Annotated in this window: 13 protein-coding genes and 1 tRNA gene; 11 read left to right on the forward strand and 3 right to left on the reverse strand. The window is 64.7% G+C overall.

The genetic code is table 11. The features are described 5' to 3' along the window. The first annotated feature begins 161 nt into the window (after nucleotides 1-161). Nucleotides 162-238, forward strand: a tRNA-Asp gene (locus tag E8E95_RS22730). Between the two features lie 283 nt (nucleotides 239-521). Here E8E95_RS22730 and E8E95_RS22735 read toward each other — a convergent pair. Together E8E95_RS22735 and E8E95_RS22740 are read right to left on the reverse strand one after the other, a co-directional pair. Beyond that, nucleotides 522-1,559: an AraC family transcriptional regulator gene (locus E8E95_RS22735; protein WP_280354083.1), complete on the reverse strand. Its 1,038-nt coding sequence runs from the start codon at nucleotides 1,557-1,559 to the stop codon at nucleotides 522-524. Then, nucleotides 1,556-2,488, reverse strand: a complete 933-nt coding sequence (locus E8E95_RS22740) for a hydrolase (protein WP_280354084.1) — start codon at nucleotides 2,486-2,488, stop codon at nucleotides 1,556-1,558. The genes E8E95_RS22735 and E8E95_RS22740 overlap by 4 nt, the downstream gene beginning before the upstream one ends. A 202-nt stretch (nucleotides 2,489-2,690) precedes the next feature. On the opposite strand from E8E95_RS22740, the gene E8E95_RS22745 reads away from it, so the two are divergent. The 4 genes from E8E95_RS22745 to E8E95_RS22760 all read left to right on the forward strand — a co-directional run bounded on the left by E8E95_RS22745 (nucleotide 2,691) and on the right by E8E95_RS22760 (nucleotide 8,495). Further along, nucleotides 2,691-4,727: an NADPH-dependent 2,4-dienoyl-CoA reductase gene (locus tag E8E95_RS22745; protein ID WP_280354085.1), complete on the forward strand. Its 2,037-nt coding sequence runs from the start codon at nucleotides 2,691-2,693 to the stop codon at nucleotides 4,725-4,727. A gap of 251 nt (nucleotides 4,728-4,978) precedes the next feature. Next, nucleotides 4,979-6,349: a chromosome partitioning protein ParA gene (locus E8E95_RS22750; protein WP_280354086.1), complete on the forward strand. Its 1,371-nt coding sequence runs from the start codon at nucleotides 4,979-4,981 to the stop codon at nucleotides 6,347-6,349. Between the two features lie 69 nt (nucleotides 6,350-6,418). Continuing rightward, on the forward strand, nucleotides 6,419-7,384 hold the full coding sequence (locus tag E8E95_RS22755; RefSeq protein WP_280354384.1) for a pyridoxal-phosphate dependent enzyme: 966 nt from the start codon (nucleotides 6,419-6,421) through the stop codon (nucleotides 7,382-7,384). A gap of 4 nt (nucleotides 7,385-7,388) precedes the next feature. Then, nucleotides 7,389-8,495, forward strand: coding sequence for a cyclic nucleotide-binding domain-containing protein (locus E8E95_RS22760; protein WP_280354088.1), 1,107 nt, complete (start codon nucleotides 7,389-7,391; stop codon nucleotides 8,493-8,495). A 69-nt stretch (nucleotides 8,496-8,564) separates the two neighbouring features. On the opposite strand, the gene E8E95_RS22765 is transcribed toward E8E95_RS22760, so the two are convergent. Then, nucleotides 8,565-9,506 (reverse strand): DUF1853 family protein, encoded by a 942-nt coding sequence (locus E8E95_RS22765; RefSeq protein ID WP_280354385.1) that lies wholly within the window; start codon nucleotides 9,504-9,506, stop codon nucleotides 8,565-8,567. Nucleotides 9,507-9,600: 94 nt separating this feature from the next. Here E8E95_RS22765 and E8E95_RS22770 point away from each other — a divergent pair, with 94 nt between their 5' ends. The 6 genes from E8E95_RS22770 (at nucleotide 9,601) to pepN (ending at nucleotide 16,222) form a co-directional block, all read left to right on the forward strand. Beyond that, nucleotides 9,601-10,488: an NAD(+) kinase gene (locus E8E95_RS22770; protein WP_280354090.1), complete on the forward strand. Its 888-nt coding sequence runs from the start codon at nucleotides 9,601-9,603 to the stop codon at nucleotides 10,486-10,488. Then, complete coding sequence (locus E8E95_RS22775) at nucleotides 10,488-11,462, forward strand: metallophosphoesterase (RefSeq protein ID WP_280354092.1); 975 nt, start codon at nucleotides 10,488-10,490, stop codon at nucleotides 11,460-11,462. The genes E8E95_RS22770 and E8E95_RS22775 overlap by 1 nt, the downstream gene beginning before the upstream one ends. Then, a complete protein-coding gene (locus tag E8E95_RS22780) occupies nucleotides 11,459-12,325 on the forward strand; it encodes a rhomboid family intramembrane serine protease (RefSeq protein ID WP_280354093.1) in 867 nt (288 codons plus the stop codon). The genes E8E95_RS22775 and E8E95_RS22780 overlap by 4 nt, the downstream gene beginning before the upstream one ends. A 39-nt stretch (nucleotides 12,326-12,364) precedes the next feature. After that, nucleotides 12,365-12,625, forward strand: a complete 261-nt coding sequence (locus E8E95_RS22785; protein ID WP_077525404.1) for a DUF1315 family protein — start codon at nucleotides 12,365-12,367, stop codon at nucleotides 12,623-12,625. Further along, nucleotides 12,625-13,455, forward strand: coding sequence for a DUF2797 domain-containing protein (locus E8E95_RS22790; RefSeq protein ID WP_280354096.1), 831 nt, complete (start codon nucleotides 12,625-12,627; stop codon nucleotides 13,453-13,455). The genes E8E95_RS22785 and E8E95_RS22790 overlap by 1 nt, the downstream gene beginning before the upstream one ends. Before the next feature lie 106 nt (nucleotides 13,456-13,561). Next, a complete protein-coding gene (gene pepN / locus E8E95_RS22795; protein WP_280354098.1) occupies nucleotides 13,562-16,222 on the forward strand; it encodes an aminopeptidase N in 2,661 nt (886 codons plus the stop codon). Nucleotides 16,223-16,697: the final 475 nt, after the last annotated feature.

Genomic DNA, 16,697 nt, shown 5'->3' on the forward strand with positions numbered 1-16,697 from the left:
GTTAGAATACCGGCCTGTCACGCCGGGGGTCGCGGGTTCGAGTCCCGTCCGCTGCGCCATATTTCCCATGTTCGAGTTGCTCGGGCATGAGGCAGGAAGGTCCACTGGGCCAGTCTGTCAGACGATGCAAAGGTTTCACCGGACGCAAGTCCAACCGACACGCAGCGGTAGTTCAGTCGGTTAGAATACCGGCCTGTCACGCCGGGGGTCGCGGGTTCGAGTCCCGTCCGCTGCGCCATATAGAGAAGCCCTCAGGTAGCAATACCTGAGGGCTTTTTCTTTGCCTGTCCGTTTTGTCTGTCCCCAAGAACATCCCGCCGGCCATTTCTGGCTCCCATGGCAAAGGCAGGGGTAATTTTCCGGTCACCTGCGCTCGTTACCTTATTGGCATGGACTTTGTTTCCTGAATCACATCGCCACAGGAGGAGCAGCCAATGGACGATTACCAGGAAGAGATTCTCGACTTTCACGCTGATGAGCAGGACTCGGTCGAACCGGCCGACGACGCCACCGAGATGTGATCAGCCTGCCTGGCGCTGGGCGCGGCGGAATTCGCCCGGCGTACTGCCGCTCCAGCGCTTGAAGGCGCGCTGGAAGGCTTCGGCCGAGGCAAATCCCAGCAGGTAGGCGATTTCGCCGAAGGCCAGTTCCGTGTCGCGGATATAGGCCATGGCCAGGTCGCGGCGCGTTTCATTGAGGATGGCGCGGAACTGGGTGCCTTCTTCGGCGAGCTTGCGGCGTAGGGTCCAGCTCGGCATTTGCAGGCGTGCCGCCACTTCTTCGAGATCCGGCTCGCGCCCGTGCAGCAGCGGCCCCAGCAACTGGGTGATGCGCTCGCGCAGGCTGCGGGTGCGTGTCAGCTGCTGCAGTTCCCGCTCACAGATGTCCAATAATTGCCGCCAAGTGCTGGGGCAGTGTTCGCTACCGCGCAGCGCCAGGGTCTCCTGTGACAGCCGCAGCTGGTTGGCGCTGGCCTCGAACTCCACGGGGCAGCCGAAATGCTCGGTGTAGCGCTCGGCGTAATCCGGGGCCGGAAACTCGATCTCCACTTTCTCGATGCGAATGCCCGTGCCTGCCAGTTGGCTCAGGTGGCTCTGCCAGCCCGCCAGCACCGAATCCACGACGAAGCGGTTGTAGGCGTTGTAGGGACTGATGGAATAGAAGCGCAGCCAGGCGCCCTTGGCGTCTTCGTGGAAGCTCGATTGTCCGCGATAGTTGCTGGCGTAGAGCAGTTCGAAACGGGTCAGGGCGCGGGCGGCTTCTCGCAGGTTGGGTGCCTGTTGGGCGCAGACGCCTGCGAGCCCGAGCTGGCTCAAGCGGCTGAGCCGGCCCATGGCGAGGCCCAGTGCGGGATTGCCGCTGAGCTGGATGGCGGCGTGGCCGAGGCGCATGAAGCGCGGGATGGACAAGCGGCCGTGGGGTTCGGCGAAGCGCGTGGCGTCCAGGCCGAAGCGCTCCAGCAGGTCGGTCGCGCAGTGGCCGGCTTGTTCCAGTGCCGCTGCCATGCTGAGTACGGAACTCACGGAGAGATCGCCCAGCTTGACCCGTTGCGTTTTCATCGGGCGCTCATCCAGGCATTCAGCAGGTGGCTGCCCGGCGTCTCACTGGCTTGCGGCGCCCTGGTCGGCGTCAGTTCGCTACCTGCGGGTGCATTGTGCAGGGGCCAGAGACGGCCGCGCAGGAAAAGTGCCTCGCTGGCGCTGGACTGGCCGTCGCTCAGCGTCACCAGATTCTGCGGATAACCCTGGCTCCAGCTGCGCGCGATGGTCACTTCGCCGCTGGCGGTCTGCAGTTTCTGGCGGGATTCGCTTCTGGCGCTCTGGGGCCAGGGCTGGCTGAAGGGCTCGCCGAGCAACAGTCCGTCCGGCGAGAAGGCCAGCGCCAGGTTGTAGAGCGCGCCGTGACCGCTACGCAGCTTGCCTTCCTTGAAGTAGGGGGAAGGCAGGAGGATGGAGCCCGCGAGGATGGTGACCTTGTATTCGCTGGCCAGGCGGCTGAACAGCTTCTGGTAGTCCCGCGCCATGCGCCGGGCCTTGGCGCGCAGCAGTGCCTCTTCGAGGTCCTGGCCCTGGAGGAACAGGCGCCCCAGTAAGGTCGGATGGCTGAGGGTGAGCAACCGGCCGCCCTCGGCGAAGCTCCGTGCCTGGTAGAGGTTGTGCTTTTCATCCCGCAGCAACAGCCAGGTGCCGATGTGGTCGGGCAGGGCGACTACGGTTTTCTCGTTCAGCAGGCCCTGCGCGCGCGCCCGGTCGAGGGCGGCCGCGAGTTTCATGCGCAGGAGGTCCGGGTCGCGGTAGTCGCTGGGGTACAGCGCCGGGCGGATCGCCAACAGGTTGCCGCTCGCACCGGCGGTGCCCACGTCGCTGGCGAGGTTGGCGCGCAGGTCTGACAGATAGTGGGCGCGCGGCCGTTCACCGGTCCATACCGCATAGGCGGTCAGGCAGCTCACCAGGACGGCGGCGATCAGGGGCATCAGCAATTTGCGCATGGAATTTCCGGGCCGGGGAATGCCGATCAGGGTAGGGGACGTACCGCCACTTGCCAAGGGTGGCTGTCAGTTTGGATCAGTAACTTGTCAGTTCTGATCATTGAGCGAGCAATCCCGGCTCTTTATCTTCTGCCCCATAACCGACCCCGGCCCACTGAAGCCGAGGCATTCCGTGAATAGCACCGCCTGTTGTGGAGGAACCATGACCGCCACCCATTACCCGCACCTGCTCGCCCCGCTCGATCTGGGCTTCACCACCCTGCGCAACCGCACCCTGATGGGCTCGATGCACACCGGCCTGGAAGAGAAACCCCATGGCTTCGAGCGCATGGCGGCCTATTTCGCCGAGCGCGCCCGTGGTGGCGTCGGCCTGATGGTCACCGGCGGCATCGGCCCGAACGCGGAAGGCGGCGTCTATGCCGGCGCGGCCAAGCTGACAACCGTGGAAGAGGCCGAGAAGCACAAGATCGTCACCCGCGCGGTCCATGAGGCGGGCGGCAAGATCTGCATGCAGATCCTCCACGCTGGCCGTTACGCCTATAACCCCAAGCAGGTAGCGCCGTCGGCCATCCAGGCACCGATCAACCCCTTCAAGCCGAACGAGCTGGATGAAGAGGGGATCGAGAAGCAGATCCAGGACTTCGTCACCTGCTCGGTGCTGGCCCAGCAGGCCGAGTACGACGGCGTCGAGATCATGGGTTCCGAGGGTTACTTCATCAACCAGTTCCTCGCCGCCCACACCAACCAGCGTACCGACCGCTGGGGTGGCAGCTACGAGAACCGCATGCGACTGGCGGTCGAGATCGTCCGTCGCGTTCGTGAGGCCGTGGGCCCGAACTTCATCATCATCTTCCGCCTGTCCATGCTCGACCTGGTGGAAGGCGGCAGCACCTGGGACGAGATCGTCACCCTGGCCAAGGCCATCGAAGCCGCCGGCGCGACCATCATCAATACCGGTATCGGCTGGCATGAGGCGCGTATCCCGACCATCGCCACCAAGGTGCCGCGCGCGGCCTTCACCAAGGTCACCGCCAAGCTCAAGGGCGAGGTGAAGATCCCGCTGATCACCACCAACCGCATCAACACGCCGGAAGTGGCCGAACAGGTTCTGGCCGAGGGCGACGCCGACATGGTGTCCATGGCCCGTCCGTTCCTCGCCGACCCGGACTTCGTCAACAAGGCCGCCGAAGGCCGCGCCGACGAGATCAACACCTGCATCGGCTGCAACCAGGCCTGCCTGGACCACACCTTCGGCGGCAAGCTGACCAGCTGCCTGGTGAACCCGCGTGCCTGCCACGAGACCGAGCTGAACTACATCCCGGTGGCCCAGGCCAAGAAGATCGCCGTGGTCGGCGCCGGCCCCGCCGGCCTCTCCGCCGCCACCGTTGCAGCCGAGCGTGGCCACAGCGTGACCCTGTTCGACGCCGCTGGCGAGATCGGCGGGCAGTTCAACGTGGCCAAGCGCGTGCCGGGCAAGGAAGAGTTCTTTGAAACCCTGCGCTACTTCAAGCGCAAGCTGGAAACCACCGGCGTCGACCTGCGCCTGAATACCCGTGTCTCGGCCGAGGACCTGGCCAAGGGCGGCTACGACGAGATCATCCTCGCCACCGGCATCAGCCCGCGCACTCCGGCAATTCCCGGCATCGAGCATTCGAAGGTGATCAGCTACCTGGACGCCATCCTCGAGCGTAAACCGGTCGGCCAGAAGGTTGCCGTGATCGGCGCCGGTGGTATCGGCTTCGACGTTTCCGAGTTCATCACCCATCAGGGTGAGTCCACCAGCCTCGACCGCACCGCCTTCTGGAAGGAGTGGGGCATCGACGGCGCCCTGGAAGCTCGCGGTGGTATCGCCGGCATCAAGGCCCAGCCCCATGCACCGGCGCGCCAGGTGTTCCTGCTGCAGCGCAAGAAGTCCAAGGTAGGCGATGGCCTCGGCAAGACCACCGGCTGGATTCATCGCACCGGGCTGAAAAACAAGCAGGTGCAGATGCTCAACTCGGTCGAGTACCTCAAGGTGGACGACGCCGGCCTGCACATCCGCGTGGCCGAGGGCGAGCCGCAGGTACTGCCGGTGGACACCGTGATCGTCTGCGCCGGCCAGGACCCGCTGCGTGAACTGCAGGATGGCCTGGTCGCCGCCGGCCAGAGCGTGCACCTGATCGGTGGCGCCGACGTAGCTGCCGAACTGGATGCCAAGCGCGCCATCAATCAGGGCTCGCGCCTCGCCGCAGAGCTCTGAGTCACACCTCCGCCCCCCAACCGCCCGGCTTATCGCCGGGCGGTTTCGCTTCAAGCTCCAACCACGTCACACTTTTGCCTTGCCGCCGGTCCGACGGGTCCCGGCGACTGGGCTCTGCCAACCCAGTCACATTGCCCGATGCCTAATATCCCCTAGACTTTTCTAAAGTCCGGATTAGTGTGTGCGGACGAAAACCGGACGCCCCCGTCAACGCCCGCCGTGAGTCACCGCGCAGAGCCAGAGGTAGAGCGATGAGCATGCTGAAGAAGCCGCAACTGGTGGAAGCCGTCGTGTTCTTCAACGACCGCGGCATCTGCAAGCAGATGCTTCACTCGGAGTTCGAAGCCATCCTCGACGGCGTGGTCGGTCTTCCGGAATTCTCCGACCGCCAGATGCAACTGGCCTACCTGATGGTCAACCCGCGCCTGCAAGTCCGGGCGGTGGTGTTCTTCTACCTCGATTTCGACGAAGACGGCCGTGCCGATACCGGCTGGAACCTGCCGTTGCGGCAACTGGCCGAGCGCGCAGGACGTGGCCCCGACCTCGGTGCCGGCCCCATTCGCCTGGCGTGCCGCAGCCAGTGCCCGGTGTCCTGGCAGCAGATGCATCTCTGGGACCCCAGCCTCAATTCCGACCGCAACGACCTCGCCCTGCTGCGTGACGCCATCAAGGGCAACAGCCTCGGTCTGCTGGTCGAGGAGGAACTGCCCAAGGTCCTGGATGCCGAGAAGCTCCAGGTGGCACCGGAAGACAGCTGGTACGCGCCGCCGGAAATCACCAAGGAGATGGCCGAACAACTGGCGGAGAAGATGGAAAAGGAGCATCGCCTGAAGACGGCCCAACTGGTCCGCCAGCAGCGTCTGCGCCTCAGCTCCCTCAGCCAGCAGAACGAAGAAGCCATTGCGCGGATGCGCCATGCCGCCGACCAGAGCAGTTCGGCCCTGCAGGATCAGATTCGCACCTTGCAACACGCCCTGCGCCAGCAGGAAGAGGTCAACGCCGGCCTGCAGGCCAAGCTCGACGGCGAGCTGGAGCGCTTCCAGGCCAGCCGTGAGGAAATGAACGTGCAATTGCGTGCGTTGGAACGCCATGGCCGCACCGAGGCGGACATCCTTCGCGCGCAGTTCGAAGGCGAGTTGCAGGCGCGGGTCGCCGCTGCCGTGACCGAATACCGCGAGCAACTGGCCATTCGCGATGTCGAACTGGCCTATCGCGACCAGCTCGACGCCCAACTGCAGGCCGAGGTCAATCGTTTGCGTCAGGAATGCGATGCGCTTGAAGGCCAGTCAGGGCAATTGATGCTGGAACGTCTGGCCCAACTGGGCGTGGTGTTCGTGGTCTATCATCCGGGCGCTGGCCACCTGACCATCCCGCTGACGGACATCGCCCGCTACCAGGACAATCCGCAGGCCTACGCCGCAGCCAAGTGCTTCGTATCCGAAAACCAGTACCGCCAGTGGCTGGCCCATTACCAGCAGCCCACCTGTGAAGCCAGCCTGCCCAACGGCGATCGTTGCAGCATGCCCATCGACCGTATCGAGGCGCCCAGCCGCTTCGTTGCCGGCGAGTCCAACTGCTGCCCCCGGCACCGCGTGGGAGGGCGACTGCGGACCGCTGGTTGAGCGATCCGCACGCGCGCCTGCTTTATCCTTGCGCCCCTGAACGGACGCCGACGGACCTGACCTTTGCCCCTGATCCTGCCTGACTGGAACCCCCACGCCACGCTAGAGCCCTTGCGCCTGCCCTGGTTGACGGCGGCCGGGCTGCAACTGGCCGTGCTGCGCCTGGATGCACTCGACCCGCTGGTATCCGGCAACAAGTGGTTCAAGCTGGCCCCTTACCTGGCAAAGGCCGCGCGTGATGGCGCTGAAGGTGTGATCAGCCTGGGCGGCGCGCACTCCAATCATCTCCATGCCCTGGCGGCGGCGGGTGCCCGATTCGGGTTCCCCACGGTTGGCCTGCTGCGTGGAGAGCCCCAGGACACGCCCACCGTGCGCGACCTCCAACGATTCGGCATGGCCTTGCACTGGCTGGGTTACGGCGGCTACCGGGCACGCCACCAACCGGGCTTCTGGGGCTCGTGGCTGGAGCGTTACCCGCACTATCAGCCAGTGCCCGAGGGCGGTGGTGGCCTGATGGGCGCCCAAGGCTGCGCCGGACTGGTGGCGATGATCCGCCAGCAACTGGCCGCCCTGGGATGGGACGACTACCACAGCCTCTGGACCGCCGCCGGCACCGGCACGACCCTCGCGGGATTGGTGATGGGCGAGGCGGGCGACCATCCGGTGGTCGGCGCCCTGGCAGTACCGCCTGACCACGGCGTAGCCGACCAGGTGAGTGCCATCCTTGCCGAGGCCGGGCGCACCGACCGTGGCTATCGCCTGATCGACGCCAGCCGGGGTGGCTTTGCGCGGGTGGACGCAGTGCTCGCGCGCTTCCTGCTGGACAGCGAAAGGGATGGCGGGCTGGAGCTGGAACCTCTTTATACGGCCAAGGCCCTGCTGGCGATCCACGACGAAGCACAGGCTGGCCGGATTCCCAGCGGCAGCCGCCTGGTGCTGCTCCACACGGGCGGCCTGCAAGGTCGTCGGGCCCTGCATTCCGATATGTTGCGACTGGCCGGCTACACTGACCGGGCAGTGGAAGGACAAGGATGACTCCATGAGCGAACCCCTGAATCCCCAGCAGCTGCGTAGCCTGGTCCCGCTCAATGCGCTAAGCGACCAGCAATGGCGCGAGTTGCGTCCACAACTGATTCCGCAACCCCTGCTCGCGGGCCAGCTGCTGTTCCGGCGGGGCGATCTGGCCCGCGTCACCTGGTACCTGCTGTCCGGCGAACTGCTCCTGCGGGATGCCGAGGGTGTCGAGACACGCCTGGAAGCCGGCAGCGAAGCCAGCTGCCACCCCATTTCCCCCACCTTGCCGCGCCTGCATGAAGCGCTGGCCTTGCGTGACTGCTCCCTGCTGGCCATCGACAGCGCTACCCTGGCGAGCCAGCTGACGTGGAGCTCGACCCATCTGGACCTGTTGCTGGACCTCAGTCCGGCAGGCGAAGGCGAATGGCTGGAAACCCTGCTTGCCAGCCCATTGCTGGCCAGGGTTCCGCCGGCCAATGTGCGCAGCATGCTGGAGCGTCTGCGGCGGGTAGAGCTGCCGGCGGGCAGCCGGGTGATGGGCGAGGGGGAGGAGGGCGATTGTTGCTACTTCCTGCAGTCCGGCCGGGCTGAAGTCATCCGTGGCGAAGGCAGTGAGCGGCAGCTGCTGGCCGAGCTGGACGTGGGCGCCTGCTTCGGCGAGGAAGCCCTGCTGGGGGATTGCCCGCGCAACGCCAGTGTCACCCTGCTGGAGGACAGCGTCCTGCAGCAGCTGGACCGGGCGGACTTCCTCGAACTCCTGAAGGCGCCGGTGGTGGATGAGGTCAGCCTGGGCGAGGCCGTACGCATGCTGGGCGGCGGTGGCCAATGGCTGGATGTGCGCCTGCAGGAAGAGTACGAGCGCGCCCATGCTCCCAAGGCGTTGAATATGCCCCTGCACCTGCTGCGCCTGAAGGCGCGGTTGCTGGATGGCGGCGCAACTTACCTGTGCTATTGCGATAGCGGCAAACGCAGCGCCAGTGCGGTGTTCACGCTTTCCCAACTGGGTATTCGCGCCTACGCCCTGCGCGACGGCCTGGATGCCCTGCCTGCCTTGCAGCGCGATGCACTGATCAGCGAGACCGGCGCCGGTTACCTGGCCCGCTCGGGCGGTCGTGTCGAACGCAGCCGTTGATCGATAGCGCGTGGAAATTTCCGGCCCCATAACTGGGGCGATCTGCCTTGTGGGCGCTACGAAAGTGGATTACAGCGGTGCGAGTGGCCAGCGATCACTGACCAGGAATGCGCGTTCGGCTTCCTTCCAGCGGCCGTCGCCATCTGCTGCGAGACGAACCAGCAGGCGCGCCGGGCTATCCGGCTGGAGCTGTTCGCGCCACTCCGCGAAGCGCTCCGTCGTCCAGCACTCGCTGGCTTCGCTGATCGCCGGGGATAGCCAGGATTGCCGGGGCAGGGGCTGCCAGGGGCCTTCGGCCTGGCCGAGGAAGTCCTCGAGATCGTTGTGACGCAGCCAGTGCCCGCGCAAGTGGCCCGGATTGGCGCCTTGCGGCGCGGTGCAGTTGCCTGGCCAGGGGTAGAAGAGGTAGCCGCCCAGCCAGAGTTCGGCGCTGGTCGGCTGAGCGTTCAATTGATCGAGCACCTGACGGCTTTCCGGGCTCGACGACAGGGGCAGCTGATGCTGGCTGAGGTGCTCCAGCTTGAGGTCGAGGCGGTCGTGGCTGCCCGGCCCGAGCCATTCCGATGGGTTGCCGCCATCGCCGTGGCGCGGTCCGAGGTAGAGCTTGATCGCCAACTCGAGGTGATGCACGCCTTCGTCGTCACGCAGCAGCAGGTCGAGTTCGCCAAGGGTCTGGCCGGCGATGCGGATCGGCAGGTTGGCGGCCAGCAGGGTCACATCCGGCGCCTGGGCCAGGGCGAACTGCCACAGGCGTTCGTAATAGAGGCCGAGGCGCCGGCTGGCGGCCTGGGCCAGCCACTGGTCGAGGGATTCGGGTTGGCGGTCCAATGCGCGGAGCCAGTCGGCGAGGCTTTCAGGACGGCTCGCCCAGCCGCTGGCGCTGAGGGGATGGCGCTGGCGCCAGGGCGTTTGCGCCAGCAGCGGCGGGGACACGAGGACCCAGGCCAGGTCGCGCACGGCGGGGTGGCATAGCTGGCGGGGCAGGTCGGTCAGCGATTCGAAGGCGTGCATGTTGCGAGCATAGCCGACGGCGGTTTGCCGCTGTCCGCTGCTATCCCCCATAATTTCGCCATTCCTCACCCCGCCAATGCCGCCCTGGAGCCCCATGGAGCAATTCCGCAATATCGGCATCATCGGTCGCCTGGGCAGTTCCCATGTGCTCGACACCATTCGCCGGCTGAAAAAATTCCTGCTGGACCGCCATCTCCACGTCATCCTCGAAGACACCATCGCCGAAGTGCTGCCGGGCCATGGCCTGCAGACGTCGTCACGGAAGATCCTCGGTGAGGTGTGCGACCTGGTGATCGTCGTCGGCGGCGACGGCAGTATGCTCGGCGCCGCTCGCGCCCTCGCGCGCCATAACGTGCCGGTACTGGGGATCAACCGTGGCAGCCTCGGCTTCCTCACCGACATTCGTCCCGACGAGCTGGAAGTGAAGGTGGCCGAGGTGCTGGACGGCCGCTACAGCGTCGAGACTCGCTTCCTGCTGGAAGCCGAAGTCCGTCGCCACGGCGAGGCCATCGGCCAGGGCGACGCGCTGAATGATGTGGTGCTACATCCCGGCAAGTCGACGCGGATGATCGAGTTCGAACTGCACATCGACGGCCAGTTCGTCTGCAGCCAGAAGGCCGACGGCCTGATCATCGCCACGCCCACCGGCTCCACCGCCTACGCGTTGTCCGCCGGTGGTCCGATCATGCATCCCAAGCTCGACGCCATCGTCGTCGTGCCCATGTACCCGCATACCCTGTCCAGCCGGCCCATCGTGGTGGACAGCACCAGTGAACTGAAAATCGTGGTTTCGCCCAATCTGCAGATCTACCCGCTGGTGTCCTGCGACGGCCAGAACCACTTCACCTGTGCGCCCGGCGATACCATCACGGTCGGCAAGAAACCGCAGAAGCTGCGCCTGATCCACCCGCTGGATCACAACTACTACGAGGTCTGCCGGACCAAACTGGGCTGGGGCAGCCGACTGGGTGGAGGCGACTGATGAGCCTCGATCCCGGCCGTGGTTACGATCTGATCGGTGACGTCCATGGTTGCGCGCATACCCTGGAGCGTCTGCTCGACCGCCTGGGCTATCGCAAGCAGGGTGGTGTCTGGCGGCACCCGCAGCGCATGGCGCTGTTCCTCGGCGACATCATCGACCGCGGCCCGCGCATCCGCGAGGCGCTGCACACGGTCCACGCCATGGTCGAAGCCAGGCAGGCCCTGTGCATCATGGGTAACCATGAGTACAACGCGCTTGGCTGGAGCACGCCCGCGTCGCCCGGTAGCGGCCGGCACTTCGTCCGTGAGCACACGCCGCGCCATACCCGGCTGATCAAGGAAACTCTGGAGCAGTTCGAAGGCCATCCGGCGGACTGGCGGGACTTCCTCGGCTGGTTCTACGAGCTGCCGCTGTTCCTGGACGGTGGCCATTTCCGCATGGTCCATGCGTGCTGGGACGGCGAGCTGATCGCGGCCCTGCGCGAGATGCACCCGGACGGGCGAATCAACGAAGCCTTCATCAAGGCCGCGGCCGATCCCGCGAGCTTTGCCAGCCGCGTGTTCGACCGCCTGCTGCGCGGCACCGACCTGCCGCTGCCCGGCGGCATGACGCTGACCGGTAGCGACGGCTTCACCCGTTCGGTGTTCCGCACCAAATTCTGGGCCGAAGACCCGCAAACCTATGGCGACGTGGTGTTCCAACCCGATGCGCTGCCCGAACAGGTGGCCAGCCAGCCGTTGTCCAAGGCGCACAAGTCGCGCTTGCTCAGCTACGGCCCGCAGGAGCCCATGCTGTTCGTCGGCCACTACTGGCGGCGCGGCCGGCCGGCGCCGATTCGCGGCAACCTGGCCTGCCTGGATTACAGCGCGGTGATGTACGGCAAGCTGGTGGCTTATCGGCTCGACCAGGAAAGCCGGCTGGATCCGGACAAGTTCGTCTGGGTCGAAGTGGAGCGCCCCGAGGAACCCCAATGAGTGCGATTGAAGTCCTGCGTTTACCGCTGAATGTGGATCTTTCCGGCTTCATCGCCTTGCTGCAGCGCCTGGACGTGCCTTACCGCGTCAGCGAGGAATCCGGCGAGCAGGTTCTCTGGGTACCGGGCCAGCAATTGGCGGAACAGGTGCGCGGGCTCTATGCGCGCTTTCCCGATGGTGATCCGCACTTCCAGCTCCAGCAGGAAAGGCCGCAGGAGGCGCCGCGCGCGGGTTTCCTCGCCGAGCTCCTGGCCCGCCCCATTACCAGCCTGGTGCTGCTGGTCACGCTGGTGGTCGCCGCGCTCACCAACCTGGGCGACAACTTCTCGGTCATCCGCTGGCTGAGCTTCCAGGACTTCGAGATCCAGGGCGACTACATCTACTTCTCCTCCCTGGACGAAGGCCTGGCTGCAGGACAGTGGTGGCGACTGGTGACGCCGATGCTGATCCACTTCGGCATCCTGCACCTGGCGATGAACGGCATGTGGTTCTGGGAGCTGGGTCGCCGCATCGAGTCGCGCCAGGGCGGTCCGGTGCTGCTGGTGCTGACCCTGGGCTTCAGTCTCGTGTCGGATTACACGCAGTATTTCGTCAGCGGCGCATCGCTGTTCGGTGGGCTATCCGGCGTGCTTTACGGCCTGCTTGGCCACTGTTGGGTATTCCAGCGCCTGGCGCCCTGTCCGGCCTACCGGCTGCCACCGGGGGTGATGCTGATGATGCTGATCTGGCTGCTGGTGTGCCTGTCCGGTCTGATCACTGCCCTGGGGTTCGGTGCCATCGCCAACGGCGCCCACGTGGGTGGCCTGGTCGCTGGTTGCGCCACCGGGCTGCTTGGCGGTGCATTGGCGCGCCTGCGCCGGTAGAATGCGCGCTCCGTCCCACTCCCAGGACCTGAATCACCCATGTCGTCTTTTGCCCATCTGATCAGCAACATCACCCAGGATGTCTACGAAAGCCTCAAGCTGGCCGTTGAGATCGGCAAGTGGCCGGACGGCCGCAAGCTGACCCAGGAACAGAAAGAGCTGTCGCTGCAGGCGGTAATTGCCTGGGAGCTGAAGAATCTGCCGGAAGAAGAGCGTACCGGCTACATGGGCCCGCAGGAGTGCAGCTCCAAGTCCGATCCCATCCCCAACCTTCTGTTCAAGTCGAATTCGGTTCACTGATGCTGGAACTAGGACGCGGCGCACTCAGCAAAATGTCGGTGCGCCTTGAAGCACCCGTGCAATACGGCTTCCGTCTCGACGAGGCGGATATCGCGGTGAATCCCCTGATCGGCAAGCAATTGCGCCTGGAATTCCTCGGTGCCATTCATTGCACCCACTGCGGACGCAAGACGAAGAAGAGCTTCAGCCAGGGCTACTGCTATCCCTGCTTTACCAAGCTGGCGCAGTGCGACAGCTGCATCGTCAGCCCGGAAAAGTGCCACTTCGAGGCGGGCACCTGCCGCGAGCCGGAGTGGGGCGAGCGCTTCTGCATGACCGACCACGTGGTCTACCTCGCCAACTCCTCGGGCATCAAGGTGGGCATCACTCGCGCCAGCCAGGTGCCGACCCGCTGGATCGACCAGGGCGCCAGCCAGGCATTGCCGATTCTGCGCGTGGCCACCCGCCAGCAATCGGGCTTCGTCGAGGATCTGCTGCGCAGCAAGGTGGCCGACCGCACCAACTGGCGCGCGATGCTCAAGGGCGAGGCCCCGCCGCTGGACCTGGCGGCTGTTCGCGATGAGCTCCTCGACCAGCTCGCCGACGGCATTCGTGCCCTGCAGGACCGCTTCGGCCTGCAGGCCATCCAGCCGGTAACGGATATCCAGCCCATCGAGATCAGCTATCCCGTGGATGCCTATCCGACCAAGGTCGTCAGCTTCGATCTGGACAAGACGCCAGTGGTGGAGGGTACGCTGCGGGGCATCAAGGGCCAGTACCTGATCCTCGATACCGGCGTAATCAACCTGCGCAAGTACACGGCCTACCAGTTGGCCATCAGCGCAGCGTAGGTTCCGGCATAAGGTCGGCAGGGGAATAGTCCATACTCCGACCTTGACCCCTTTCATCATGCGCGGCCCAGGGTTTCGGGGCCGCCCCGTAATCGAAGAGACGACCATGCGCACCGAGCAACCGAAAGTCATCTACCTCAAGGACTATCAGGCCCCGGATTACCTGATCGACGAGACCAACCTGACCTTCGAGCTGTACGAGGATCACACCCTGGTCCACGCCCAGCTGGTGATGCGCCGCAACCCCGAGCGCGCAGCCGAGGGCCTGCCGCCGCTGGTGCTGGACGGCCAGCAGCTGGAGTTGCTGTCGCTCTCCATGGACGACCGCGAACTGGGCGCCGCCGATTACCAGGTGGACGACAGCCATCTGACCCTGCAGCCGGTGGCCGCGAGCTTCACCCTCGACAGCACCGTGCGCATCCATCCGGAAACCAACACGGCCCTGGAAGGCCTGTACAAGTCCGGCAAGATGTTCTGCACCCAGTGCGAGGCCGAAGGCTTCCGCAAGATCACCTACTACCTCGACCGCCCGGACGTGATGAGCACGTTCACCACCACCGTCAGCGCCGAGCAGCATCGCTATCCGGTACTGCTGTCCAACGGCAATCCGGTGGCCAGCGGGGCGGAGGAGGGCGGTCGCCACTGGTCGACCTGGGAAGACCCCTTCAAGAAACCGGCTTATCTGTTCGCCCTGGTGGCGGGCGACCTCTGGTGCGTGGAAGACGTTTTCAACACCATGAGCAAGCGCGACGTGACCCTGCGCATCTACGTCGAGCCGGAGAACATCGACAAGGTGCAGCACGCCATGGACAGCCTGAAGAAGTCCATGCGCTGGGACGAAGAGGTGTATGGCCGCGAGTACGACCTGGACATCTTCATGATCGTCGCGGTCAATGACTTCAACATGGGCGCCATGGAGAACAAGGGGCTCAACATCTTCAACTCCAGCTGCGTGCTGGCCAAGGCGGAGACCGCTACTGACGCTGCGCACCAGCGCGTCGAGGCGGTTGTTGCGCACGAGTACTTCCACAACTGGTCGGGCAACCGCGTGACCTGCCGCGACTGGTTCCAGCTGTCGCTGAAAGAAGGCTTCACCGTATTCCGTGATGCCGAGTTCTCCGCCGACATGAACTCGCGCACCGTCAAGCGCATCGAAGACGTCGCCTTCCTGCGTACCAACCAGTTCGCCGAGGATGCCGGCCCGATGGCCCATCCGGTGCGCCCGGATTCCTTCATCGAGATTTCCAACTTCTACACCCTGACCGTCTACGAGAAGGGCTCGGAAGTGGTTCGCATGATCCACACGCTCCTGGGCGCCGAAGGTTTCCGCAAGGGCACCGACCTCTACTTCGAGCGCCACGACGGCCAGGCCGTGACCTGTGACGACTTCGTCAAGGCGATGGAAGACGCCAACAGCGTCGACCTTTCCCAGTTCAAGCGCTGGTACAGCCAGTCCGGCACGCCGCGCCTGCAGGTGGAAGACAGCTATGACGCCGCCGCCAGGACCTACAGCCTGACCTTCCGCCAGAGCTGCCCGGCCACTCCGGGGCAGAAGGACAAGCAACCCTTCGTCATTCCCGTGGAGCTGGGACTGCTGGACGCAGCCGGCAACGACCTGCCGCTGCGTCTCGCGGGCGAAGCCAAGGCGCTGGGCGGCAATCGCGTGCTGTCGGTCACCGAGGCTGAGCAGACCTTTACCTTCGTCGATATCGCGGAGCGTCCGCTGCCGTCGCTGCTGCGTGGTTTCTCTGCGCCGGTGAAGCTCGCCTTCCCCTACGACCGTGACCAGCTGATGTTCCTCATGCAGCACGACTCCGACGGCTTCAACCGTTGGGAGGCCGGCCAGCAGCTGTCGGTGCAGGTGTTGCAGGAGCTGATCGGTCAGCATCAGCGCGGCGAGAAGCTGGTGCTGGACCCGCGCCTGATCACCGCCTTCCGCACCCTGCTGGAGGACGAGTCGCTCGATCAGGCAATGGTCGCGGAAATGCTGTCCCTGCCGAGCGAGGCCTATCTCACCGAGATCAGCGAAGTGGCCGACGTGGATGCTATCCACGCCGCACGCGAGTTCGCCCGCCAGTCCATCGGCGAAGCCCTGTTCCAGCCGCTGCTGGCCCGCTTCCAGGCTAATCGTGGGTTGTCTCGCGAAACCGGTTATGTGGCCGAGGCGGCGCATATCGCTCGACGCACCCTCCAGAACATCGCGCTTTCCTACCTGATGCAGAGCGGCAAGCCGGAAGTGCTGGAGGCCTGCGAGGAGCAGTTCAGCGACTGCGATAACATGACCGAGCGCCTGTCGGCCCTGGCCGTGCTGGTCAATTCGGGCTTCGAGAAGGAAAAGGCGGAGGCCCTCGAGCGCTTCGCCGAGTACTTCAAGGAAGATCCGCTGGTGATGGACCAGTGGTTCAGCGTGCAAGCCGGCTGCGGCCTGCCCGGCGGCCTGGAGCGGGTAAAGGCACTGATGGAGCACCCGGCCTTCACCCTGAAGAACCCGAACAAGGTGCGTGCCCTGATCGGTGCCTTCGCCAACCAGAACCTGGTGAACTTCCACCGCGCCGATGGTGCCGGCTACCGCTTCCTCGCCGACCATGTGATCACGCTGAATGCCCTCAACCCGCAGATCGCTTCCCGCCAACTGGCGCCGCTCACCCGCTGGCGCAAGTACGACGGCGGTCGCCAGCAACTGATGAGAGCCGAACTGGAGCGCATCCTCGCCTCCGGCGAACTCTCCAGCGACGTCTTCGAAGTGGTCAGCAAAAGCCTCGCCTGACGCCCTCTCTGGCAGCCCGCGCAAGCGGGCTGTCATCCCTCCGAAATCTCTCCTTCAAGAAGTGTTACCGGTTAGCTCCGGTAACACTTTTTTGTTACTCAAAGAAATGAATCGGCCCGTTGTTATGCGCAAGCGGTCTTAAACGCCCATAAAAGGCTTGACCAGACAGCTTTTGGTATGAACGTACATGCCCTTCAAGTGTGATCTTGAGTGACAAATCGAGCCAGATCGTCCGACAAGATCGGACAGAAAAATCGAAATTGATCAGTGGATGATCAGTCACTTGTTTGACAAAAAATTGTCGTGAAGCTCGCGGAACTTTTCTGACGCTCATTTGCGAATTGGCACCATGGTTGCAACGCCGCTGACGATTTGGCCCCGTTTCGGTGCAATTCGAAGCGGGGTGCGCTCTGCGCTGGGGATTTCCTGCCGAAGCCAAACAAGGCCGCCAAGCGGCTGGACAAACAAGCCCGCC

The sequence above is a fragment of the Pseudomonas sp. BN414 genome (genome assembly GCF_029871275.1).
Taxonomy (GTDB): Bacteria; Pseudomonadota; Gammaproteobacteria; order Pseudomonadales; family Pseudomonadaceae; genus Metapseudomonas; species Metapseudomonas resinovorans_C.